The organism is Roseixanthobacter pseudopolyaromaticivorans (genome assembly GCF_043195145.2).
Lineage (GTDB): Bacteria > Pseudomonadota > Alphaproteobacteria > Rhizobiales > Xanthobacteraceae > NCEH01.
Genome location: NZ_CM195539.1, coordinates 1720813 through 1744001, shown reverse-complemented (window position 1 = coordinate 1744001; position 23189 = coordinate 1720813). Strand labels below are relative to the sequence as shown.

Below are 23189 nucleotides of genomic sequence, written 5' to 3'. Positions count from 1 at the left end.
TTATGGCACAACGCATTCTTGTTACCGGTGGAGCGGGCTTCATCGGGTCGGCCCTGGTGCGCTATCTCATAGCGTCCACCTCCGCTGAGGTCCTGACCTACGACAGCCTGACCTATGCGGGTACGCTCACGTCGCTGGCCCCGGTGATGGACAATCCGCGCCACAGCTTCGTGCAGGCCGATATTTGCGATGCCGCCGCATTCCAGGCTGCGCTTGAGAGCTTCCGGCCCGACCGCGTCATGCATCTTGCGGCCGAAAGCCATGTGGACCGCTCGATCGACGGGCCTTCGGCCTTCATCACCACCAATGTCATCGGCACCTATACGCTGCTGCAGGAAGCCCTGCGCTATTGGCGCGGCCTGGAGGGCGCGGCGCGCGATGCCTTCCGCTTCCAGCACATTTCCACAGACGAGGTGTTCGGCAGCCTCGGCGCCGAGGGGTTCTTCCGCGAGGAGACGCCCTACCAGCCCAATTCGCCCTATTCCGCCTCCAAGGCTTCGTCGGACCATCTGGTGCGCGCCTGGCATCACACCTACGGCCTCCCGGTGGTGATGTCGAACTGCTCGAACAATTACGGGCCTTACCATTTCCCCGAGAAGTTGATCCCGCTCATCATTCTCAACGCGCTGGAAGGCCTGCCGCTGCCGGTCTATGGCGCGGGCGAGAATGTGCGCGACTGGCTGTTCGTGGAGGACCATGCCGAGGCGCTGCACCTGATCGGCTCGAAGGGCCGTGTGGGCGAGAGCTATAATGTCGGCGGCGCCAATGAGCGGCGCAATATCGATGTGGTGCGGACCATCTGCGCCATTCTCGACGACATCCGCCCGGATGCCCGCATCGGCAAGCGCGAGGATCTGATCCGCTTTGTCACCGACCGGCCGGGTCACGACGCGCGCTATGCCATCGACTTTTCCAAGCTGAACACCGAGCTCGGCTGGAGCCCGCGCGAAACCTTCGAAACCGGTCTGCGCAAGACCATCGAATGGTATCTCGCCAATCCCGGCTGGTGGGAGCCGCTGCGCACCCGCTATGCCGGCCAGCGGCTGGGGCTCGCCTCCTGATGCGCATCGTCCTCTTCGGCGCCAAGGGCCAGGTTGGCCAGGAACTCACGGCTCTTGCCGCCGAACGCGGCCTGGATCTCATCGCCTTCGAGCGGGCCCAGGTGGACATCTGCGACCCCGCGGCCGTTGCCCGCGCCCTGGAGGCCAAGCGCCCGGACCTGGTGGTGAACGCCGCCGCCTACACCGCCGTGGACAAGGCGGAGAAGGAAGCGGAACTCGCCACCCGCGCCAATGCGCAGGCGCCGGGCCTTCTGGCCGAGCGCTGCGCCCGCTATGGCACCCCGCTGATCCATATCTCCACCGATTATGTGTTCGACGGCACCAAGAAGGGCGCCTATCTGGAGAGCGATCCGATCGCCCCGCTCGGCGTCTACGGACGCACCAAGGCGGCCGGCGAAGCGGCTGTGCGGGCGCAGAACGAGCGCCACCTCATCCTGCGCACCTCATGGGTGTACGGCGTGCACGGCGCCAATTTCCTGAAGACCATGCTGCGCCTCGCCGGCGAGCGCGATCGCCTCACCATCGTCGCGGACCAGCAGGGCTGTCCGACCGCCACGCGGGACATCGCCGAGGGCATCCTGGCGGCCGCAAAGGCCGTCGAGGACGGAACGGCGCGCTGGGGCACCTATAATCTGGCCGGCAACGGCGCCACCACTTGGCACGGATTTGCCAGCGAGATCATCACGCAGGCGGCGCGCCATACCGGACGCACGCCCGAGGTGGCGCCCATCGCCACGGCCGACTATCCCACACCCGCCCAGCGGCCCGCCAATTCCGAACTGGATTCGAGCCTGTTCGAGCGCACGTTCGGCTATCGCGCGCCGCCCTGGCGCTCTCGCGTTGCCGAAGTGGTGGACGGACTGCTCGCATCGACGCTCAAGGAGCCCACGTGAAAGGCATCATCCTCGCCGGCGGGTCCGGCACCCGGCTGCACCCGATCACCCTCGTGGTGTCCAAGCAATTGCTGCCGGTCTACGACAAGCCGATGATCTATTATCCCCTGTGCACGCTCATGTCGGCGGGCATTCGGGATATCCTCATCATCACCACCCCGCATGACAGCGCGCTGTTCCAGTCGCTGCTCAAGGACGGCAGTCAGTTCGGCATCAAGATCACCTACGCCGTCCAGGACCAGCCGCGCGGCCTTGCCGATGCGTTCATCGTCGGCCGGGACTTCATCGGCGACGAGCGGGTGGCGCTGGTACTCGGGGATAACCTCTTCTTCGGCCATGGCTTGCCAGAACTGCTCCAGGAAGCCGTAGCCCGCCCCGAAGGCGCGACCGTGTTCGGCTACCCGGTCCAGGATCCCGAGCGCTACGGCGTGGCGGAGATCGACGACACCGGGCGGGTGATCTCGCTGGAGGAGAAGCCGGCAATGCCGCGCTCGAACCTCGCGGTGACAGGTCTTTATTTCTACGACAACCGCGTCGTGGACATCGCCGCCAATCTCGCGCCTTCCCCGCGCGGCGAGATCGAGATCACGGACGTCAACCGCGTCTATATGGAACTCGGCGCGCTGCATGTGAGCCTGATGGGCCGGGGCTTCGCCTGGCTCGACACCGGCACGCCGGATTCTCTGGTGGAAGCCGCGCAATTCGTGCAGATCCTGGAAAAGCGCCAGGGGCTCAAGATTTCCGCGCCCGAGGAAATCGCCTTCCGCGCGGGCTTCATCACCGCCGAGGAGTTGCGCGCTCAGGGCAAGGTGCGTGCGAAATCGGCCTATGGCGCCTATCTGATGCGCCTCGCCGACGACGGCATTTGACCTCACCGACCGGCGGGGACGTGCCCCGCCGTTTGATCTGGCGCATGGTCGATTGCCGCAGCCGCTGTCACATCTCGTCGATGATGCGGTGCAGCAGTAGCGCGCCGTCAGCGCATGATTTACAGTGGAACCATATATCCCACAGAGAGATCAGGTTAAACACGCATATGGCGTGGGTTTCCTGCTCCTTTCCGCGTTCCTCCTGACTGGCCGGCCATGAGCAATTTCAACGAAGAAACGGTGAAGAGCGTCCACCACTGGACCGAAAATCTGTTCACCTTCACCACCACGCGCGATCCCGGTTTCCGCTTCCTCAACGGCCAGTTCGCCATGATCGGCCTGATGGTGGACGGCAAGCCGCTGCTGCGCGCCTATTCCATGGCCAGTGCCAATTACGAGGAAGACCTCCAGTTCTTCTCCATCAAGGTGCAGAACGGGCCGCTCACCTCGCGCCTCCAGCATCTCAAGGTGGGCGACAAGATCCTGGTCGGCCGCAAGGCGACCGGCACGCTGATCCAGGACAATCTGCTGCCGGGCAAGAACCTCTATCTGCTCTCCACCGGCACCGGCCTTGCGCCCTTCCTCTCGGTGGTGAAGGACCCGGACGCCTACGAGCGGTTCGAGAAGATCGTCCTCATCCACGGCTGCCGTTCCGTGGCCGAGCTGGCCTATGACGAGTACCTCACCAAGGAGTTGCCGGAGAACGAATTCATCGGCGACGAGGTGAAGGCCAAGCTGATCTATTACCCGACCGTCACGCGAGAGCCGTTTCGCCACCAGGGCCGCATCACCTCCTTGATCGAGAACGGACAATTGTTCGCTGATATCGGCCTGCCCCCCATCGATCCGCAGAACGACCGCCTGATGCTCTGCGGCAGCCCGGCGATGCTCAAGGATCTGGTGCAATTGCTGGAATCCCGCGGTTTCGCGGAAGGCAGCCAGTCGCAGCCCGGCCATTACGTGATCGAGAAGGCGTTCGTCGAGCGCTGAGGCCAAGTCCGCCGTACCGTAAGTTCGGATACTGCGGCTTGATGGCAACAGCGCCGATGAATCCGAAACATATAGTCACCTACATGATACCACTAACTTGTCTCCGGATGAGGAAAGCTGCACCTTCCCCTTGAGTTGGGGAGGGTGGCGATGCTCAATTTCTTCCGGGCGGCGGGCAGTCGCGAAACGGCGGGCGCACGTCCGGCCGGAAAGCCGTTCGTGAGCCATCGGGCCTTGGCGGCGCGACTTGCCGGGCACATCACCGCATGCGCCTCCGCGCTTTTCCTGTCGCTCGCAGCAACGACCCCTGCGGCCGCGCAGAGCGCCTGCCTTACGGCGGATTGCATCGCATTCCAGACCAGCGGCCAGGTGGGTGCGCTTTCGGCCTTCGCCACCCTGCTCAGCACGGCGCAGGGCCAAGCCTTTCTGCAAGCGGTGATGGCGAAGGAAAACGAGATCTACTTCAGCTCGACCTACGACCAAAAGAATCTCGCGGTGCTGAACGCCATCGACCCCTTCGTGCCGAACGGCGTCTCCGCGAACGTCTGGAACATGGTGAATACGCCGCTGGCACCCACCATGGTGCAGAACGCGAACAACAATCTGCTGCCCGCCAATGTGGTCGACCTGCTGAACGTGGTGCTGAACGATACGCTGCAGGTCACCGCCCTGAAGGACGCATACGCCCCGACGAATATCTACGGCATTGCCTATAATTATAACGTCCCCGGCAGCGTGGGCGACCCGCGCCCGTTCCTGACTTCGCCGAGCATCGCGGCCAATCCCTGGACCACCGGACAGGCGGATGCCTTTTCGCTCACCGGTCCCGCCTCGCAGGCACAGCAATGGATCGACAACACCACGTCCGCCGCCTTTCCCAGCGGCCATTCCGCCGCCGGTAACAGCACCGCTCTGACCTATGCCTGGATGATGCCGGAGCAATATCAGGCGCTGCTGGTGGCGGGGCAGGAATTCGGCCTCAGCCGCAATATCCTCGGCGTGCACTACCCCACCGATGTGATCGGCGGCCGCATCGCGGCGATGTTCAATCTGGTTCAGCTCCTCTCCAACAATCCGAACTATTCCAGCAATTTCTTCGAGGTGGCCACGGCCGCCTCGGCCGAGCTGCACGTCCAGCTCGGCAGCGCGCTCGCCGTGCCCTATGCCGGCTGCGCGGGAAACGTGGCGGGCTGCATCGCCACAGGCACTTTCCCCAGCGCCGCAGCCTTCAGCCAGGCCCGCCAGCAATATATCTCGTCCATCACCTATGACCTCCCCTCGGTGGGGTCCACCACCGATGCGCCGATCGTTCCCCAGAACGCCGAGTTGCTGATCTTCACCCGCTTTCCCTACCTGTCGCAACAGCAGTTGCGCGACGTGCTGGCGAGCACCGAACTGCCCTCCGGCGCGCCGCTCGACGACCACCAGACCGGATGGGCGCGGCTCGACCTGTATTCCGCCGCAAGCGGCTATGGCGCATTCACCCAGGACGTCACCGTCACCATGAATGCCGCAGCCGGCGGCTACAGTGCCATCGACGTGTGGAGCAACGACATCTCGGGCCCGGGCGGGCTCACCAAGCTCGGCACCGGCACGCTCGTGCTCGCGGGCACTGATACCTACACAGGCGGCACCGTGGTGGGCGGCGGCACGCTCGCCGTCACGGGTTCCATCATCGGCGACCTCACGATCCTGGCGGGGGCGAATTTCGTGACCGCGGGCGGCTACAGCGTCGCGGCAGATGCGCAATTGCTCAATTCCGGCACCTTCACCTCGGTGAATGCCGCCCTGTACAGCTACGGCACATTGATTAATGGCGGCGCCCTCGACAGCGCGGTGATCAATGCCGGCACCATGGCCAACCTCGCCGGCGGCACGGTCACGGGCGCGATCACCAACACCGGCATGCTGATCAACAACGGCACCATCAAGGGCGACGTCACCAACACCGGCACCTTCAAGGGAACCGGCGTTCTCAACGGCGCCCTGGCCAATGCTGGCATTGTCGCGCCGGGCAATTCCATCGGCACCCTCACAGTCAACGGCGCCGTCAGCTTCTCACCCGGCTCCACCTATCAGGCGGAGATCGGAGCGCCGGGCCAGAGCGATCTGATCACCGCCACCGGGCCGGTCACGATTTCCGGCGCTGCGCTGAACATCATCGCAGGAGTGGGCGCGACGCCGCAGCTCGGCTCCTACACGCTGCTCACGTCGAACGCGGGCATCACCGGCGCCTTCGCCAGCGTGAACGACCCGTTTGGCACCGCCTATCCCTTCCTGGACCTGACCACCACGCTTTCCGGCACCACGCTCGGCGTGAACGTGGTGCTGGACACCTCCGCCCTCGCGGCGGCGGGCCGCACGCCCAATGAGCGCGCGGTGAGCGTCGCGCTCGGCTCCCTGCCCTCCTCCAATGCCGTGCTGCAGGCCGTCGTCGGGCTGAATGGCACGACCGCCCCGCCCGCATTCGACGCCCTCTCCGGCCAGATCTACGCCTCCGCCGCGACGGTGCTGCAGGAACAATCCATCTATCTGCGCGAGGCGATCGGCGCCCGCCAGCGGCAGGCCACTGCGGGCGCACCGCAGGCGGGGCCGCAGACCACGCAGCTCGCACCCGGCTTCGCGGCGACCGCATGGCTCCAGGGCTATGGCGCCTGGGGCAGCAGCGACGCCACGGCGGACACCGCGAGCCTTTCGCGCTCCATCGGCGGCGTCATTGCCGGCATCGATACGCCGGTGGGCGAAGCCTGGCGCCTCGGCATCGCCGGCGGCTACAGCCAATCCACCTATGATGTGAATGCCCTGGCCTCCTCCGGCACCAGCGACAATTACGACCTTGCCGTCTATGCCAGCACCCGGTTCGCGCAAGTGGACCTGCGGCTCGGGGCGGCCTACGGCTGGCACGATCTTTCCACCAGCCGCACGGTGCAGTTTCCCGGCTTCCTGAACGGCCTCTCCTCGGACAACAAGGCCGGCACCACGCAGGTGTTCGGCGAGATCGCACAGGGCTTCATGGCCGGCGCGACCCGCTTCGAGCCCTTCGCCGGCCTTGCCTATGTGCATCTGGACATGGACGGCTTCACCGAATCCGGCGGCGCCGCCGCGCTCACTTCCGGCGGCATGACGCAGGACAACACCTTCACCACGCTCGGCATGCGCGTCAGCCAGAGCATGGCCCTCGGCACCGGCACGCTCACCGCGCGTGGCGGCCTTGCCTGGCAATATGCCTTCGGCGACATCAATCCCGACATCGGCTTCGCCTTTGCGAGCGGAAGCACCCCGTTCACGGTGAGCGGCGCCCCCATCGGGCGCAATGCGGCGCTGGTGAATGCCGGGCTCGACTTCCGCGCCACCGCCAACATGGTGGTGGGCATCAGCTATGGCGGGCAATTCTCCGACCAGGGCATGGACAATGCGCTGAACGGGCGCCTCGCCATCAGCTTCTGATCCTGTCCGCAACCCAATGAAACATCCGGCAGGCCCGCGCCGCGCCGGATGTTTCATTGCCGATCTGTAATAAATCCCTGAGGTAAGGACCAGACAAGCCTTGCTTCCCAGTCTGGATTTATAATCATTCCATTCATTTGTCCGCGTATTGAGGAACATAAGTCCGGTTGATATGCCATAGCCTGGCTGTTTATTGCCATGTATGCCCGCGTGGCCCCAGGATATTGAGCATGTTGAAGGCCGTCTGGTTTCAGATCCATTGGTTTCTCGGCATAACCGCCGGCATCGTGCTGGCGGTGGTGGGCGTCACCGGGGCCATGCTCTCGTTCGAGGACGAAATCCTCGCCGCGCTCAATCCCGGAATCATCACCGTCCAGCCGGCGGCGCCCGGCCCGCTCGCGCCGGACCAATTGCTCGAGCGCATCCGCGCCAACGCGCCCGGCAAGACTCCGACAGCCCTGATGGTTTCCGCGGATCCCACCCGCGCCGCGCGCGTCACCTTCTCCCCGCCGCCCCAGCCGGCGGGCGCACCCGCCGCCGGTCCAGGCGGGCCGCGCGGCGAAAACCGCTATGTGAGCCCATATGACGGCACGCTGCTGGGCGATGTGCAGGGCCAGGCGTTCTTCCGCTTCGTGATGCAGGTGCACCGCTGGCTGGCGGCCGGCGATGTCGGCAAGCAGATCGTCGGCGCCTCCACCATCGGCCTGATCGTGCTTTCGCTCTCGGGCCTTTATCTGCGCTGGCCGCGCAGGGCGCTCGACTGGCGCAACTGGATGCGGCTGGATTTCGGCCGGCGGGGCCGCAGCTTCCTGTGGGAATTGCATTCGGTCATCGGCACCTGGGTGTTGCCCTTCTATCTGCTGGCCTCGCTGACCGGCCTGTACTGGTCCTACGACTGGTATCGCGGCGCGCTGTTCGACCTCACCGGCACGCCCCGCCCGGCTCAGCAGGGACAGCGCCCCGCGGGTCCGCCCCCCGCGCCCGCTGGAGCCCCGGGAGCAGGCCCACCTCCCACCGGCGAGCGCGCGCCGCGGGAAGGACGCGAGGCGCGCGGCGGGCCGCCGCTGAACCTTGCCGTGCTCTGGCCCGCGTTCGTGCGCGAATCCGGCGGCTTCAGCATTGCCACCGTGCGCCTGCCCCAAGGCAATGCGCAGACGCTGACGATCACCTATCAGCCCGTGAACCCGGCCCATGAACGGGCGAACAACACCCTTGTCCTGGACGCCTCTGGGCAGGTGCGCGAGCATCGCCGTTACGATGATCTGCCGGCGGGCCAGAAGCTCATGGGCAGCATCTTCCCGCTGCATTCCGGCAGCTTCTTCGGCTTTACCGGCACGCTGCTGATGATGGTGGCGAGTCTGTTGATGCCCTTGTTCGCCATCACCGGCTGGATGCTCTATCTCGACCGTCGCAAAAAGAAGCGCGAGGCCCGCGCCGCCGCCGCACCGGTCGCCGCCGCCATGCCCGACACCGCGCCGGTGCTGGTCGCCTATGCCAGCCAGACCGGCACCGCGGAGCGCCTCGCCTGGCAGAGCGCGAAGGCCCTGCAAGCGGCCGGCCTGCCGGTGACCGTGGAATCCCTGGCCGGGCTTGCACCCGAAGCGCTGACCAGGGCGAAGCGGGCGTTATTCGTCGTCTCCACCTTCGGCGAGGGCGAGCCGCCGGACACCGCCCGTGCTTTCGCTCGGCGGATGGCCGCGCACAACGGCGAGACGGGGCTGGCGAACCTTGATTATGGCGTGCTGGCGCTGGGCGACCGGTCGTTCACGCGCTTCTGCGGGTTCGGCGCGGAACTCGACGCCTGGCTGCGCACCCACGGCGCGACGCCGCTGTTCGATCGTATCGAGGTCGACATGGAGGATGCGGGCGCGCTGCGCCATTGGCAGCAGCATCTCGGCACATTGTCCGGCCTGACCACCCTGCCCGACTGGAGCCAGCCCAATTATGAGGATTGGCGCCTCGCCAGCCGCCGCCTGCTCAATGCCGGCAGCGCCGGTCTGCCGACCTTCCATCTCGCGCTGGACCGGGACGGGACACCCGCCGGCTGGGCCGCCGGCGACATCGCCGAGATCGGCCCGCGCCTGGATATGGAAACCGTTCGACGCACGCTCGATGCCCTCAAGCTCGACGGCGACGCCCCGGTCCAGAATGGCGGACAGACTCTGCCCCTGCGCGAGCTTTTGGCGCGCAGCCTGCAACCAGCGCAGGATCGGTCCGGCGGCAGCGCGCAGGAGATCGCAGACGGCCTCAAACCCTTGCCGCATCGGGAATATTCCATTGCCACCATTCCCGAGGACGGACGGATCGAACTCCTGGTGCGCCAGACGCGGACGCCCGAAGGCGACTATGGCCTTGGCTCCGGCTGGCTGACTCACCATGCGCCGGAAGGCGCGCGGATCGCGTTGCGCATCAGGTCCAACCCGGCCTTCCACGGACCGGACGATGCCCGGCCGCTGATTCTCATCGGCAACGGCACCGGCCTTGCGGGCCTTCGGGCCCATCTCAAGCGCCGCGTGCGCGCCGGGCAGGACGCCAATTGGCTGATCTTCGGGGAGCGCAACCGGCAGCACGATTTCTATTTCCGCGACGAGATCACCGCATGGCAGAGCGCCGGCGCGCTGGCGCGGCTGGACCTCGCCTTCTCCCGCGACCAGGCGGAGCACCTCTATGTGCAGCATCGCCTTAAGGAAGCCGGTGCGGAGGTGGTGCGCTGGATCGAGACCGGAGCGGCGATCTATGTGTGCGGCAGCCTCCAGGGCATGGCCCCCGCGGTGGACCATGTGCTCAGCGAGCTGATCGGCACCGAGGCGCTGGAACAGCTTGCCGCGCAGCGCCGCTATTGCCGCGACGTCTATTGACGGGGCGGGTAGCGCCCGACCCTCAGTCGAGCACGGCCGCCTTCAGCAGGCAGACCATGAAGGCGGCGGCCGGCTCGGTGCCGAGGTTGCGGATGACGTGGCGGCGGTCGCAGCGATAGCGCAGCGTTTCGCCCGCCTTCGCGGTCTCTGTCACGCCGCCCACCTCGACCGTGAGGGTGCCCGCGGTCACCGTCAGGCATTCGATGGAGCCGATCTGGTGGCCGTCGGAGTCCAGCTCGCCGCCCGGCTCGGCGAGGAATTCGTAATATTGCAGCCACTCCACCGTCTTGATCCAGCCGATGATGGAAAGCCGGCACCGCCCGTCCTGCGAAACCAGGATCGGCGTCTCGGCGCGGGTCATCTTCTCGATGAAGGGCGCTTCGTCCGAAGAGGCGAGGACGCGCTCCACCGTCATGTCCAGCGCGTGAGACAGGCGCCAGACGGTGGCGAGGGTGGGATTTGTCTCGTTGCGCTCGATCTGGCTGATGATGGACTTCGCCACGCCGGACTGCTCGGAGAGTTCGGACAGCGAGAGATTATAGGCCTTGCGCAGCCGCTGAATGGTCTTGCCGAGCTGCCCGGTCATCGCCTGGGCGCCATCCTCCGGCCCCCGCTCGCTGCCCTTCTCCCGCTGTTGCGCCATGCCCTATCCCTTTTGCCGAACGATCGTTCGCCGCACCGGACGATACTGCGAAAAGCCGTTCATGCAAGCGGGTTCAGCGCAATTTGCTCAATTGGCCCAGAGGGCATGGAAGTGGTGCACGGGGCCATGGCCATGGCCCACATCCAGCGCATCGGCGGCGGCGATGGCCCCGGTGATATAAGCCTTTGCGGCCCGCACCGCGCCTTCCAGATCCGCGCCCTTGGCAAGGCCGGCGGCGATGGCGGAGGAGAGCGTGCACCCCGTGCCGTGGGTGTTGCGCGTGGCATGGCGCGGGGCGGACAGGCGCAGCACCCCGTCGGCGCTCACCAAAAGGTCGATGCTCTCCGGCCCCGAGCCATGGCCGCCCTTCATGAGCACCGCGCCGCAGCCGAGCGCTAGCAAGGCTTGGCCCTGGGCGAGCATCTGCGCCTCGTCCTGCGCCACCGGCTGGTCTAGCAGGGCGCCGGCCTCGGGCAGGTTGGGCGTGATGAGCATGGCGCGCGGCAGCAACACCTCCTTGAGGGTGGCGATTGCGGCATCCTCCAGCAGACGAGCGCCGGAGGCGGCGACCATCACCGGATCCAGCACGATGGCGCGGGCCTGGTGCCGCGCCAGCCCCTCCGCCACCGCCTGGATCGCCGCCGGGCGCGAAAGCATGCCGATCTTCACCGCCGCGACCTTCAGGTCGCTGAACACGGCGTCGATCTGCGCGCCGATGAAAGCGGGCGGCACGTCGTGGATGGCGCTGACGCCCGTGGTGTTCTGCGCGGTCAAAGCCGTGAGGACGCTGGCGCCATACACGCCGAGGGCGGAGAAGGTCTTCAGGTCCGCCTGGATGCCGGCGCCGCCGCTGGAATCCGAGCCGGCAATGGTTACGGCGATGGGGATGAGGCTCTGTGACACGCGGCAGCTCCGACGGGCATCGAGGATGGCGCGGGAAGCCGGAAGATGCGGCGGGACAGGCGGCCCGAACGGCCGCCCTGCGCAATCTCGGTTTCCTTCGCCGGCATGATCCGGATCAGGTTCGCGGGTTGGACAAGCCTCTCAGCCCCGCATGATGCGGGACACCCCGACGAGATGGCTTAGATGTAGAGAACCCCTGCCCGCCCATCAAGCCCGGCGGGTCAGCCTATGCGGCCTGCGCCCTTGCAAGGGCGCGCCCTTTTCGCCACCTTGGCGCCGCCCCGACGGGCCGCGCCAAGGAGAGTTTCCGTGATCGCCTTCTTCGTCCAGATCAAATGCCAGCTTGGGAAATCCTATGAGGTGGCCAACGCTTTGGCGGATGCGGAGATCGCCTCGGAAATCTATTCCACCGCCGGGGATTTCGACCTGCTGGTGAAATTCTATGTGCCCACGGACACCGACATCGGCCATTTCGTGAACGAGAAGGTGCAGAAGCTGGAGGGCATCCAGGACACGCGCACCATCATCACGTTCAAGGCCTTCTGACGCCCGCCCGCCGGCGTCTGGCCGGAAAATGTTTCACGTGAAACAATGGCTTAGCGCGGACGAACAGCGGTTTACTGGCGCTTCTCCGCGGCTCCACCGCGGACGAAACCGCGATTTCGGGCGAAATTCCGCAGATGAATTTCGGCGACGCGCCCATCGGCCGGCGAAGCCTGCCGGCCGCCGCATGTCGCGCGACTTCTAGACCAGCCCGGCCAGGCCCAGCGCGCCGCCCACGGCGATCAGCCAGATCGGATTGAGCCGCGTCGTCAGCGCGCCGATGGCGGCGAAAGCGGTGAGCCCATAGGCGAGCCAATGGGTATCGGCCAGGCGCATGAGGATGTACGCGCTCGCCAGCACGATGCCGATGGTGAGCGCCGCCAGGCCGCGCTGGATGGCGATGCGCAGGGGCGCGTCGCGGAAGCGGTGGGACAGGCGCGACATGCCATAGGCCGCCGCCCCCGCCGGCACGCACATGACGAAGGTGCAGGCGATGGCGCCGGGAATGCCCGCCACATACCAGCCGATCAGCGTCACCAGCAGCACGTTCGGCCCGGGCGTGACCTGGGCGATGGCGAACAGATCCGCGAACGTATCCCCGCTCATCCAGCCATTGGCCTCCACCGCCATGCGGTGCAGCTCGGGGATCACCGCGTTTGCCCCGCCGATGGCGAGGAACGAGATGACGAACATATGGGCGACGAGATCGCCCAGGGGATCGCGCCCGCTCATCGCGACCACCGCCATGCGGCGATGATGGAAAACGGCGCCAACACCAGGATCACCAGCAGCAGGGGAAAGCCCATCAGCCCGGCGCCGGTGAAGGCGAGCGCGGCGAACACCAAGGCGATGGGGTTGCGCCGCTCGACGAAGCCCATCTTCAGCCCCAGCGCCACGAACAGCCCGACCGCCGCCGCCGAGATGCCCCGCAGCATGCCCGAGACGGCGGGCAATTGGCCGTAATGCACATACAGCGTCGCGAGCGTCAGGCCGATGATGCAAGGCGCGATGATGAGGCCGCCGAAAGCCGCCGCCGCGCCCAGGACGCCGCCGAATCGCGCGCCCACGCAGAACGACATGTTCACGATGTTCGGGCCCGGCATGAGCTGGCAGATGGAGAGCAGTTCGTTGAACTCGCGCGGGCCGAGCCAGCGGCGCTGCTCCACCAGTTCGCGCCGCGCGAACGGCAGCGCGCCGCCGAATCCCGAAAGGGCGATGCGCAGGAAACCGAAGAACAGATCCGGCACGCGCGGCGGCGCGACATCGCCCGTATCCGAGAGAAGGTCCTCGGGGCCGGACTTGCGGGGCGTGGGGCTCATGGTCTTGCCTTCATGGGCCAGTCGTCTCCTGCCTCGATGCCGCGCATCTTTCGGCGCCGGGCTTCACTCTCAATGCTTACGGCACGGTGCGCGGCGCGCGGCGGTGCTCCCGCCAGGCCAGGCCCGCGCCCGCCGCCACCACCAGCGCCGCGCCGCAGAACATGAGCGGATGCGGCCATTCATGGAAGAAAATGGCGCCGAACATGACCGCCCACAGCAGGGTCGCGTAATTGAAGGGCGCCACCACGGAGGCCGGCGCATGGCGATTCGCGGCGGTCAGGAAAATCTGCCCGAGGCCGCCGGCAATGCCGATGCCGGCCAGCGCCAGCCCTTCCCGCCAGCTCGGCAGGGTCCAGCCGAAGGGCGCCGTCGCGAGGCCGGCGACGCTCGCCACGGACGAAAAATAGAACACGATGGCGCCGGTGGTCTCGGTCTGGGTCAGCCGGCGCACCTGCGTCACCGCGAAACCCGCCCCCACCGCGCCCGCGAGCGCGAAGCCGACGCCGATCAGCACGCCCTCAGTGCGCAGGTCGCTGGGCGAAAACGCGGGCCAGAGCATGACAAGAATGCCGAGGAATCCCACCGCCACCGCGCACCAGCGATAGTTCGGCACGCGCTCGCGCAGCAGCAGCGCCGCCAGCACCACAGCCACCAGCGGGGTCACATAGGTGATCGCCACGGCCTCGGCGAGCGGGATGAAGGCCAGCGCGGCGAACCCGGCCCACATGGCCCCAACGCCGACCGTGCCGCGCACCACATGGCCGAACGGCGATCGGGTCACCAGCGCCGAACGCAACTCCCCGCGCCAGGCCAGCCACACCACCACGGGCAGCAGGCCCAGGAAGCTGCGGGCAAACACGATCTCACCGCTCGGCACGTCGTCGGCCACGGCGCGCACGAGGGCGGACATGATCGCGAAGGTGAGCGTCGCGCCCAGCTGAAAGAGGATACCGGCGATTGGGTTCATTATGGATTCTTGTCTGGCACGCTGCCCCCGCAGGGAGCACCGCCATGGCGAGAACCGCCATATAGCCCGGAGACCGGTAAAGGAGTCATGTCCGATCCACATGCCAGCGGCCCGAGCATTTCGCCCAGCGCCGGGCAAGCGGAACCACAGCCGGGCGTCACGCTGAGTCACGCACGGGCGCGTTCCCGCGCATCCACTCTAGCCGCCAGCGCCGGATTGCCCGCATCGCGCCGTCGGCGCCGCATGAATGGCCGGGACACGCCCGGCCATGACGCGCGGAAGACGCGGCCGCGGGTTCGCCGCGCCGCGCGGGGACTTCAGCGCCGCTCAGCGCGCGGCGGCGATGGCGGCGAACACGGCGGCCGGGGTTGCGGGCATATCCATCTGGCCGATGCGGTATGAACGCCACAGGGCATCCACCACCGCATTCATCACCGCCGGGCAGGAGCCGATGGCCCCCGCCTCGCCCGCGCCCTTCACGCCCAGCGGATTGGTGGCGCAGGGCACGTTGCGGGTTTCGAAATGGATCGGCGGTAGGTCTTCCGCGCGCGGCAGGGCATAGTCCATGAAACTCGCGGTCAGAAGCTGGCCCTCGGCGTCATAGACCGTGCGTTCCAGCAGGGCCTGCCCCACCCCTTGCGCCACACCGCCATGCACCTGCCCTTCCAGCAGGGCCGGGGTGATGACCGCGCCGAAATCGTCCACGATCACATAGGAGACGAGCTCCACCGCACCGGTGTCGGGGTCGATCTCCACCTCGCAGGCGTGGGTGCCGTTGGGATAGGTGGCTTCCGGCGGCGCGAAGGCATCCTGGGCGTTCAGCAGTTCGGGCGTGGCGGCCGGATGCACCGCCAGTTCGGCCAGCGACAGGCGTCGGTCCGTGCCGGCAACTTCCACGCCGCCCGCTTCCAGTTCGATGTCCGCCGCGTCGGCCTCCAGCGCCTCGGCGCCCAGCTCCCGCAGGTTCTGCGCGAGTCGGCGCGCCGCCCCCGCCACGGCCGCGCCGCCCACGGGAATGGAGCGCGAGCCGCCCGTGCCGCCGCCGGTCTTGGTGGCGTCCGTATCGCCCTGGTGCACCACGATCTGATCCATGGGCACTTTCAGATGGGCGGCGGCGAGATGGGCATAGGCGGTCTTGTGGCCCTGCCCGGTGGATTGCGTGCCGATGCGCAGCGAAATGGTGCCGTCGCCCTCCAGGCGCAGATAGGCCGGCTCCGGCGAGCCGCCGCCGCACGCCTCGATATAGGAGGCAAAGCCGAAGCCGCGCAGCTTGCCCCGCGCCTTCGCTTGCTGCTCGCGCACGGCGAAGCCGGCCTTGTCCGCCACCTCCAGCGCCCGCGTCATGTGGCCGTCGAACTCGCCGCTGTCATACAGCCGCCCGGAGCAGGTCTGGTACGGCATGGCGGAGGGCGGGATGAAATTGAGCCGCCGCAGCTCGTCCGGGGCGATGCCGGCTTCGCGCGCGGCCGCGTCCACCAGGCGCTCGATCACATAGGCCGCCTCAGGCCGCCCGGCGCCGCGATAGGCGTCCACCGGGACGGTATGGGTATAGATGGCGCGCACCCGCGCGTGAAACACAGGGATGGTGTAGAGGCCGGGCAGCATGCTCGCCCCGCCCACCGGGATATAGGCGCCGTAATAGGCGATATAGGCGCCGAGATTGGCCAGCGTATCCACGCGCAGCGCCAGGAACCGCCCGTCCCGGTCCATGGCCAGCTCGGCATAGGTGATGTTGTCGCGGCCGTGGCTGTCGCCCTGGAAATGCTCGCTGCGGTCGCCGATCCAGGCCACCGCCCGGTTCAGCCGGCGGGCCGCCAGCGCGGCGAGGGGATATTCGCCGAACGGGAACATCTTGGTGCCGAAGCCGCCGCCCACGTCCGGCGTCACCACGTGGAGGTCCTCGCGCGGCCAGTTCAGGATCTTGTCGGCGATGGCGTCGCGCAGCAGATGGCTGCCCTGGCTGCCGAGGGTGAGGCGCACGCGGCCGTTGTCCTCCACCTCCGCCAGCACGCCGCGCGTCTCCATGTAATTGGTGACGAGGCGGTTGTTCACCAGCCGGACCTTCACCACGCGATGCGCCTGGGCGAAGGCCGCGTTCGTCGCCGCCGCATCGCCCAGCTCGCTCGTGAAGGCGATGTTGTGCGCGCGCTCCGCGAACACCCGCGGCGCGCCGTCGGCGATGGCGGCCTCCATGTCGGCGACGGCGTCGAGCGGCTCCCAGTCGATCTCCAGCGCCTCGGCGGCATCGCGCGCCGCGTCCAGGGTCTCGGCGACGATGAAGGCCACCGGCTCGCCCACATGGCGCACCACGCCCTCCGCCAGCACCGGGTGATGGGGCTTCCACATATGGGCTTCGCCCACCACCGCCACGCTCGCCGCCACCGGCAGCCCGCCGCAGCCCTCGAAATCGGCGGCGGTCAGCACCAGGTGAACGCCCGGCATGGCGCTGACCGCCTCCAGATTGCCGAAGGCGAAGCGCGCGTGGGGATAGGGCGAGCGCAGCACGAAGCCCTGCAATGCCTCGGCCCGCGCCGCGATATCGCCGACATAGCGTCCGGCGCCGGTGAGCAAAGCGGGATCTTCCAGGCGGGTGAAGGGCTGGCCGTGGCCGAACTTGAGGGCAGTCATTCAGCATCGCTCCATGCTCGCCGGGCGGCGAAGGCGAAAGGGGGCGCCGCACCTTCCGCCGGGCGGACGCGCCGCGCACCCGGCCGGGTGCGCCGGCAGCAGCGCCGGGGTGGTGGACGGGAGAATCGGCGGGACGCGGACGGGGTGGGACGCTCTTCGACGAAATGGTCGTTCATCCCCGCAAGCGCAAGCGCGGGTGGGGATGAACTGTGCGGCGCAGCATAACCCTCAGGCGCGGGCGCGCGCCAGATCCGCCACCATGCGCGCCACCGCATCGCGCGCCGCCTCGACCACCTGCGGGTCGCGCGAGCGCACCACGATATTGGTGTTGGGCCCGCTCTCGTCGAAGAACGGATAGGAGCCGATGGTCGCTTCGGGATATTCCTCGGCGATCGCTTTCAGGGGCGCGGCGATATCGCCCTCGCGCGCATCGGCCCGCACGGTCTGCGACAGCATGGGGGCGTTGGAGCGCAGGGTCGGGATGATCTCCTCCAGCATCGCCTGCATGATGCGCGGCACGCCGGCCATCACATACACATTGCCGATGTTGAAGCCGGGCGCCTTGGACACGGAATTGACCACCAGTTCGGCCCCGGCGGGAATGCGCGCCATGCGCAGGCGCGCCTCGTTGAGGTCCTTCTCGGCAATGTGTTCCAGCAACATGGCGCGGGCGCGGGGATCCACGTCGATGGAGACGCCGAACGCCTTGGCCACCGCGTCGGCGGTGATGTCGTCGTGGGTCGGGCCGATGCCGCCGGTGGTGAAGACATAGGTGTAGCGGGCGCGCAGGGCGTTCAGCGCGGCGACGATATCGTCCTCCACGTCGGAGACCACCCGCACCTCCCGCAGATCGACGCCTGCTTCGGTGAGTCGCTCGGCGATATGGCCGATGTTCTTATCCTTGGTGCGGCCGGAGAGGATTTCGTCGCCGATCACCAGGAGAGCCGCGCTGACAATTTGCGCGCCGAGTGCTTCGCTCATGTCGCCTTCCCTTGCCCCGCCCGATGACAATCGGCGGGTTTTTGCCTAAAACTTAGTCACTGCCATTCAGCCGCAGAGGCGAAGGTTGGACTTGCTGCCATTATCTCTTCCTTGGCACGATGTTTGTACATAGGATTCAATCAAGCGGAGTGGCAGTCCCAATGCGGCGCGCGTTCGACGAGATGTCCTGTGAAGACGGCACGGTCCGTCAGGCTTACGATTCGCTCAATCGGTGGTTGAGCAAGGTTCCCCATGAGATTCTGGATCAGCGCCGGAAGGAGGCGGAGTTCATTTTCCGGCGGATCGGCATCACGTTCGCCGTCTATGGCGAGCAGAACGCGCAAGAGCGCCTGATCCCGTTCGACATCGTCCCGCGCATCATCACAAACGAGGAATGGGGCCGGCTCTCGAAGGGCCTGGAGCAGCGCGTGAAGGCGCTGAACATGTATATCAGCGACGTCTACGGCAAGCGCGAGGTGCTCAAGGCCGGCGTGGTGCCCGAGGATCTGGTCTATCAGAACCCCGCCTTCCGGCCCGAGATGAACGGCCAGCGCGTGCCGCACAACGTCTATGTGCACATCGCCGGCATCGACATCGTGCGCACCGACCCCGACACCTTCTATGTGCTGGAGGACAATGCCCGCACCCCGTCCGGCGTGTCCTACATGCTGGAAAACCGCGAGATCATGCTCCGCCTGTTCCCCGAGCTGTTCGCGCAGCATCGCGTGGCGCCGGTGGAGAAATATGCCGACGACCTGCTCGCCACCCTGCGCTCCCTCGCCCCGCGCGGCGGCAGCGAGCCGAACGTCGCAATCCTCACCCCCGGCATCTACAATTCCGCTTATTACGAGCACTCCTTCCTGGCCGATAAACTGGGCGTCGACCTGGTCGAGGGCCGCGACCTGTTCGTGAAGGACAATGTGGTGTTCATGCGCACCACCGAGGGCCCGAAGCGCGTGGACGTGATCTATCGCCGCCTCGACGACGATTTCATCGATCCCCTCGCCTTCCGGCCGGACAGCGTGCTCGGCGTGCCGGGCCTGATGAGCGCCTATCTCTCCGGCAACGTCACGCTGACCAATGCGGTCGGCACCGGGGTCGCGGACGACAAGGCCGTCTACAGCTACATGCCGGACATCATCCGCTTCTATCTCGGCGAAGAGCCCCTGCTGCCGAACGTGCCGACCTGGCGCTGCCGCGAGCCGGAGCATCTCGCCTATGTGCTCGATCATCTGAGCGAGCTGGTGGTGAAGGAAGTGCACGGCTCCGGCGGCTACGGCATGCTGGTGGGCCCGATGGCCGACAAGGCGCAGATCGAGATCTTCCGCGCCAAGCTGAAGCACGACCCCGCCAATTTCATCGCCCAGCCGACGCTCGCCCTTTCCACCTGCCCCACGCTGGTGGAAAAAGGCATCGCGCCGCGCCATGTGGACCTGCGGCCGTTCATCCTGACCGGCAGCGACAAGGTGCGCATCGTGCCGGGCGGCCTCACCCGCGTCGCCATGAAGGAGGGATCGCTGGTGGTCAATTCCAGCCAGGGCGGCGGCACCAAGGACACCTGGGTTCTCGACGCCTGAACCGCGGCTTCGACATGTCTCGCGGTGCCGCATCCGCGGCACCCTTCTCATCCTTCTGCCAGATGGGCTGACCATGCTCTCCCGCACCGCCGAAAACCTCTATTGGCTGTCGCGCTATGTGGAGCGCGCCGATTGTCTCGCGCGTATCCTCGACGTCGCCCAGCGCCTGTCCTACACGCCCGTGCCCACCGAAGGGCCGACCAATGAATGGGGGTCCGCCGTGCTCACGGCCGGCTGCGCCGAGGAATTCGTCGCCCGCCACGGCCCGCTCGAAGAAGCGAGCGAGGACCATGTGGTCTCCTTCCTCGCCTTCGACCTCGACAACCCCAGCTCCATCCGCAACTGCTTCGAGGTCGCGCGCACCAACGCGCGCTCGGTGCGCACCGCGCTGACCTCGGAAATGTGGGATGTCATCAACTCGTCCTGGATCGAATTGCGCTCATTCCCGGACAAGGCGCTGAGCCGCGAGGAACTGGCCCGCTTCCTGGCGTTCGTAAAGGAAACCTCGCTGCGCTTTGATGGCGCCACCTTCCGCACCATGCTGCGCAACGACGCCTATTGGTTCACCCGCGCCGGCGCCCATGTGGAGCGCGCCGACAACACCGCCCGCATCCTGGACGTGAAGTATCACGTGCTGCTGCCGGAGCAGGAGCACGTGGGCGGGCCGCTGGATTATTTCCAATGGGCCTCGATCCTGCGGTCGGTCTCGGCGCTCACCGCCTTCCACTGGGTCTATCGCGACAGCGTGAAGCCCTGGCTGGTGGCCGACCTGCTGATCCTCAACCGCGCCATGCCGCGCTCGCTCGCCAGCTGCTATGACAATCTCTCGCGCTGCCTGGACGACATCGCCGGCGCCTATGGTCGGCAGGGTCCCGCGCAGCGGCTGGCCCGCACCACCCAGGCGCGGCTGTCAAACCGGACCATCGAGGATATCTTCCAGAGCGGCCTGCACGAGTTCATCAGTGAGTTCATCACCGACAACAACAAGCTGGCCGCTGAAATCACGGAACAATATCTCGTCTGACCGTCGGCGTGCCGATCGGAATTGGATGAGGCGAGGGCAGAACGATGCGGGTCCGCATTTACCATCAGATCATCCACAAACTGGAGCCGGGGCTGCGCATCGCCACGGCCACCATCAAGCTCACCCCCCGCAACCATGAGGGCCAGCACATCGTGCGTTGGCCGCTGGATGTGCAGCCCGACTGCCGCCTCTATTCCCACGAGGACGCATTCGGAAACCTGTGCCACACCTTCTCGGTCGAAGGGCCGCTGGACCAGATCACCCTTCTCGCCGAGGGCGATGTGGAGACCCGCGACATGACGGGCGTGGTGCGCGGCACGGTGGAGCGCTTTCCGCCCTCCCTGTTCCTGCGGCAGACCGACTTCACGATGCCCGACGCCGCGATCGAGGCCATGGCCGCAGAGGCGGTGGATGCGGACGGCCCGCTGGCCCAGGCCCATGCCCTGATGGCGCTGGTCCATGAGGCCATCGACGAAGTTCCCATGCAAAGCGCCGCCCTGGCCCGCGCGGCCGCTGCGGTGCTCGCGGAAGGCGAAGGCACCTCGGGTGAGATCGCCCATGTGTTCACCTCCGCCGCGCGGCATTTGCGCATTCCGGCGCGGCATATTTCCGGCTATGCGACGCAGGATGACGAGCCAGGCACCGCACGCGAATGGGCGGAAGTGCATGTGCCCAAGCTCGGCTGGGTGGCGTTCGACTGCGGGCGCAAGGTCTGCGCCACCGAGGAGCACGTGCGGGTGGCGGTGGCATTGGATTCGCTCGGCGTCGCCCCGGTGCGCGGCACCGGCATCAACACCAGCGAGGAGGCCACGGCCAATGCCGTGAGCTATTCCTCGCGCCACGGCCAGAGCCAGAGCCAGACCCAGGAATGAACCGCGGGCCGGGGGCGCCCACCTGCGGCGCGCCCGCCCGTTTGCGCTTGACCCGGGACGCATCCCTTGCGATGCGGGACACCACATCCGGCACCGGGAGGTAATCATGAGCGAGACGCCCGCCTACGATCCCGCCAACATCTTCGCCAAGATCCTGCGCGGCGAACTGCCGGCCCACAAGATCTACGAGGACGACCGCGCGCTCGTGTTCCTCGACATCATGCCGCGCGCGCCCGGCCATGCGCTGGTGATTCCCAAGGCGCCGGCCCGCAATCTGCTCGACATCGCGCCCGACGACCTCGCCTATGTGGCGCAGGTGGCGCAGAAGGTCGCCAAGGCCGCCATGCGCGTGTTCGCGGCCGACGGCATCACCGTGCAGCAATTCAACGAGGCGGCCGGCGGGCAGGAAGTGTTCCACCTGCATGTGCACGTGATTCCGCGCCACGAGGGCGTCGCGCTGAAGCCGCCGGTCTCCTTCCGGGAAGACAATGCGGTTCTGGCCGACCAAGCCGCGAAGCTCAAGGCAGAACTCGCCCGGTGACGGGAGGTCGCGCCGCCCCGGCCGCCGGCGTGCGCATTCACGCGCCGGCGCGGCTGCATCTCGGCTTTCTCGACCTCGGCGGCGCGCTGGGCCGGCGTTTCGGCAGTCTCGGCCTCACGCTGGAGGCGCCGGAAACCTGCGTCCGCATCGAAAGGGCGGTAGAGGACAGCCTGGCCGGTCCCGATGCCGCGCGCGCCGGTCGCGCGCGGGACCTGGTGCGTGCGGCGCTCGGAATCGACCTGCCGCTCGCCATCTCCATAGAGCACGCGCTCCCCGCCCATGGCGGCCTCGGCTCCGGCACCCAATTGGCGCTGGCGGTGGCGATGGGCATCGCGCGCCTCGCCGGCCGGCCGCTGGACGTGCGCGACGCGGCCCGCCTGCTGACGCGCGGCCGCCGCTCCGCCATCGGCATCGGCGCGTTCGAAACCGGCGGGGTGATCCTCGACGGCGGCAAGCCGGTGGCGTCGGCGGCAGAAGATGTGGGGGCTGCCCCGCCGATTCTCGCCCGGCTGCCGGTGCCCGAGGCGTGGCGCATCCTGCTGGTGTTCGACACCGCGAAAAGCGGACTGTCCGGCGAGGCCGAGACCCGCGCCATGGAGACTCTGCCGCCGTTCGCGCAAACGCTCGCCGCCCATCTGTGCCATCTGGTGCTGATGCAGGCGCTGCCCGCCCTTGCGGAAGGTGATGCGGCGGGGTTCGGCAGCGCGGTCGGTGCGGTCCAAAGGCACCTGGGCGACCATTATGCCGCGGCCCAGGGCGGCGGGCGCCACACCAGCGCGGATGTCGCTCACGCCCTTGCTTTCGTTGAGGAAAACGGAATTTCGGGGGTCGGCCAGACGTCCTGGGGGCCGACCGGCTTCGCCATTGTGGAGAGCGCGGCACGCGGCGAGGCGCTTTTGCAGGCGTTGCGCACCCGCTATGCTGATCGCGCGAACCTGTCGTTCGCATGCGTGCGGGGAAACAACCGCGGCGCCCGTATCGTCGATCTGCCGGAGCAGGACCTGCCACAGCAGGATTTGTCCTAGCCGTTCGACGCCAAGGCGTGGCCACCCGCTTTCCTGTTTCCCCGGACG

Annotated in this window: 19 protein-coding genes and 1 riboswitch; of the genes, 12 read left to right on the top strand and 7 right to left on the bottom strand. The window is 67.3% G+C overall.

The window, feature by feature from the left end:
* Positions 1-2 precede the first annotated feature (2 nt).
* From rfbB to V5F68_RS08400, 6 genes are all read left to right on the top strand, one after another.
* Positions 3-1061: a dTDP-glucose 4,6-dehydratase gene (gene rfbB, locus V5F68_RS08425; protein WP_394011989.1), complete on the top strand. Its 1059-nt coding sequence runs from the start codon at positions 3-5 to the stop codon at positions 1059-1061.
* Positions 1061-1954: a dTDP-4-dehydrorhamnose reductase gene (gene rfbD, locus V5F68_RS08420; protein ID WP_394011987.1), complete on the top strand. Its 894-nt coding sequence runs from the start codon at positions 1061-1063 to the stop codon at positions 1952-1954. Before rfbB ends, rfbD begins: the two co-directional genes overlap by 1 nt.
* Positions 1951-2823, top strand: a complete 873-nt coding sequence (gene rfbA / locus V5F68_RS08415) for a glucose-1-phosphate thymidylyltransferase RfbA (protein ID WP_394011985.1) — start codon at positions 1951-1953, stop codon at positions 2821-2823. Before rfbD ends, rfbA begins: the two co-directional genes overlap by 4 nt.
* 216 nt (positions 2824-3039) lie before the next feature.
* On the top strand, positions 3040-3813 hold the full coding sequence (locus V5F68_RS08410; RefSeq protein ID WP_348846515.1) for a ferredoxin--NADP reductase: 774 nt from the start codon (positions 3040-3042) through the stop codon (positions 3811-3813).
* 150 nt (positions 3814-3963) lie between these two features.
* Positions 3964-7260: an autotransporter family protein gene (locus tag V5F68_RS08405; RefSeq protein WP_394011983.1), complete on the top strand. Its 3297-nt coding sequence runs from the start codon at positions 3964-3966 to the stop codon at positions 7258-7260.
* A 230-nt stretch (positions 7261-7490) separates the two neighbouring features.
* Complete coding sequence (locus tag V5F68_RS08400; protein WP_394011981.1) at positions 7491-10118, top strand: PepSY domain-containing protein; 2628 nt, start codon at positions 7491-7493, stop codon at positions 10116-10118.
* Positions 10119-10140: 22 nt separating this feature from the next.
* Here the strand turns inward: V5F68_RS08400 and V5F68_RS08395 are convergent, their stop codons facing one another.
* On the bottom strand, positions 10141-10761 hold the full coding sequence (locus V5F68_RS08395) for a helix-turn-helix domain-containing protein (RefSeq protein WP_394011979.1): 621 nt from the start codon (positions 10759-10761) through the stop codon (positions 10141-10143).
* Between the two features lie 87 nt (positions 10762-10848).
* On the bottom strand, positions 10849-11664 hold the full coding sequence (gene thiD, locus V5F68_RS08390) for a bifunctional hydroxymethylpyrimidine kinase/phosphomethylpyrimidine kinase (protein WP_394011977.1): 816 nt from the start codon (positions 11662-11664) through the stop codon (positions 10849-10851).
* Positions 11665-11738: 74 nt separating this feature from the next.
* Positions 11739-11843, bottom strand: a riboswitch (TPP riboswitch).
* A gap of 130 nt (positions 11844-11973) precedes the next feature.
* Between thiD and V5F68_RS08385 the strand changes: the two genes are divergently transcribed.
* Positions 11974-12210, top strand: a complete 237-nt coding sequence (locus V5F68_RS08385; RefSeq protein WP_394011975.1) for an Lrp/AsnC ligand binding domain-containing protein — start codon at positions 11974-11976, stop codon at positions 12208-12210.
* 198 nt (positions 12211-12408) lie between these two features.
* Here the strand turns inward: V5F68_RS08385 and V5F68_RS08380 are convergent, their stop codons facing one another.
* The 5 genes from V5F68_RS08380 to V5F68_RS08360 all read right to left on the bottom strand — a co-directional run bounded on the left by V5F68_RS08380 (position 12409) and on the right by V5F68_RS08360 (position 18102).
* On the bottom strand, positions 12409-12939 hold the full coding sequence (locus V5F68_RS08380; RefSeq protein WP_348846509.1) for a chromate transporter: 531 nt from the start codon (positions 12937-12939) through the stop codon (positions 12409-12411).
* Entirely contained in the window at positions 12936-13526 is a 591-nt protein-coding gene (locus V5F68_RS08375) for a chromate transporter (protein WP_394011973.1), read from the bottom strand. Before V5F68_RS08375 ends, V5F68_RS08380 begins: the two co-directional genes overlap by 4 nt.
* Before the next feature lie 76 nt (positions 13527-13602).
* The gene (locus tag V5F68_RS08370) at positions 13603-14493 is read right to left on the bottom strand and encodes a DMT family transporter (RefSeq protein WP_394011971.1); all 891 of its coding nucleotides are present in this window, start codon (positions 14491-14493) and stop codon (positions 13603-13605) included.
* Between the two features lie 327 nt (positions 14494-14820).
* Complete coding sequence (locus tag V5F68_RS08365; RefSeq protein ID WP_394011969.1) at positions 14821-17121, bottom strand: xanthine dehydrogenase family protein molybdopterin-binding subunit; 2301 nt, start codon at positions 17119-17121, stop codon at positions 14821-14823.
* A gap of 228 nt (positions 17122-17349) precedes the next feature.
* Complete coding sequence (locus tag V5F68_RS08360; protein ID WP_394011967.1) at positions 17350-18102, bottom strand: competence/damage-inducible protein A; 753 nt, start codon at positions 18100-18102, stop codon at positions 17350-17352.
* A 161-nt stretch (positions 18103-18263) separates the two neighbouring features.
* Here V5F68_RS08360 and V5F68_RS08355 point away from each other — a divergent pair, with 161 nt between their 5' ends.
* The 5 genes from V5F68_RS08355 (at position 18264) to V5F68_RS08335 (ending at position 23141) form a co-directional block, all read left to right on the top strand.
* Entirely contained in the window at positions 18264-19679 is a 1416-nt protein-coding gene (locus V5F68_RS08355; protein WP_348846504.1) for a circularly permuted type 2 ATP-grasp protein, read from the top strand.
* Positions 19680-19752: 73 nt separating this feature from the next.
* Positions 19753-20703 (top strand): alpha-E domain-containing protein, encoded by a 951-nt coding sequence (locus V5F68_RS08350; RefSeq protein ID WP_394011965.1) that lies wholly within the window; start codon positions 19753-19755, stop codon positions 20701-20703.
* 44 nt (positions 20704-20747) lie between these two features.
* A complete protein-coding gene (locus V5F68_RS08345) occupies positions 20748-21575 on the top strand; it encodes a transglutaminase family protein (protein ID WP_394011963.1) in 828 nt (275 codons plus the stop codon).
* Between the two features lie 106 nt (positions 21576-21681).
* Positions 21682-22116: an HIT family protein gene (locus tag V5F68_RS08340; protein ID WP_394011961.1), complete on the top strand. Its 435-nt coding sequence runs from the start codon at positions 21682-21684 to the stop codon at positions 22114-22116.
* Positions 22113-23141, top strand: a complete 1029-nt coding sequence (locus V5F68_RS08335) for a beta-ribofuranosylaminobenzene 5'-phosphate synthase family protein (protein WP_394011959.1) — start codon at positions 22113-22115, stop codon at positions 23139-23141. Before V5F68_RS08340 ends, V5F68_RS08335 begins: the two co-directional genes overlap by 4 nt.
* Positions 23142-23189: the final 48 nt, after the last annotated feature.

Coding starts and splice junctions, on each gene's coding strand:
- rfbB (WP_394011989.1), top strand. CDS start 3: ATGGCACAACGCATTCTTGTTACCGGTGGAGCGGGCTTCATCGGGTCG.
- rfbD (WP_394011987.1), top strand. CDS start 1,061: ATGCGCATCGTCCTCTTCGGCGCCAAGGGCCAGGTTGGCCAGGAACTC.
- V5F68_RS08410 (WP_348846515.1), top strand. CDS start 3,040: ATGAGCAATTTCAACGAAGAAACGGTGAAGAGCGTCCACCACTGGACC.
- V5F68_RS08405 (WP_394011983.1), top strand. CDS start 3,964: ATGCTCAATTTCTTCCGGGCGGCGGGCAGTCGCGAAACGGCGGGCGCA.
- V5F68_RS08400 (WP_394011981.1), top strand. CDS start 7,491: ATGTTGAAGGCCGTCTGGTTTCAGATCCATTGGTTTCTCGGCATAACC.
- V5F68_RS08395 (WP_394011979.1), bottom strand. CDS start 10,761: ATGGCGCAACAGCGGGAGAAGGGCAGCGAGCGGGGGCCGGAGGATGGC.
- V5F68_RS08380 (WP_348846509.1), bottom strand. CDS start 12,939: ATGAGCGGGCGCGATCCCCTGGGCGATCTCGTCGCCCATATGTTCGTC.
- V5F68_RS08375 (WP_394011973.1), bottom strand. CDS start 13,526: ATGAGCCCCACGCCCCGCAAGTCCGGCCCCGAGGACCTTCTCTCGGAT.
- V5F68_RS08370 (WP_394011971.1), bottom strand. CDS start 14,493: ATGAACCCAATCGCCGGTATCCTCTTTCAGCTGGGCGCGACGCTCACC.
- V5F68_RS08365 (WP_394011969.1), bottom strand. CDS start 17,121: ATGACTGCCCTCAAGTTCGGCCACGGCCAGCCCTTCACCCGCCTGGAA.
- V5F68_RS08360 (WP_394011967.1), bottom strand. CDS start 18,102: ATGAGCGAAGCACTCGGCGCGCAAATTGTCAGCGCGGCTCTCCTGGTG.
- V5F68_RS08355 (WP_348846504.1), top strand. CDS start 18,264: ATGCGGCGCGCGTTCGACGAGATGTCCTGTGAAGACGGCACGGTCCGT.
- V5F68_RS08350 (WP_394011965.1), top strand. CDS start 19,753: ATGCTCTCCCGCACCGCCGAAAACCTCTATTGGCTGTCGCGCTATGTG.
- V5F68_RS08345 (WP_394011963.1), top strand. CDS start 20,748: ATGCGGGTCCGCATTTACCATCAGATCATCCACAAACTGGAGCCGGGG.
- V5F68_RS08340 (WP_394011961.1), top strand. CDS start 21,682: ATGAGCGAGACGCCCGCCTACGATCCCGCCAACATCTTCGCCAAGATC.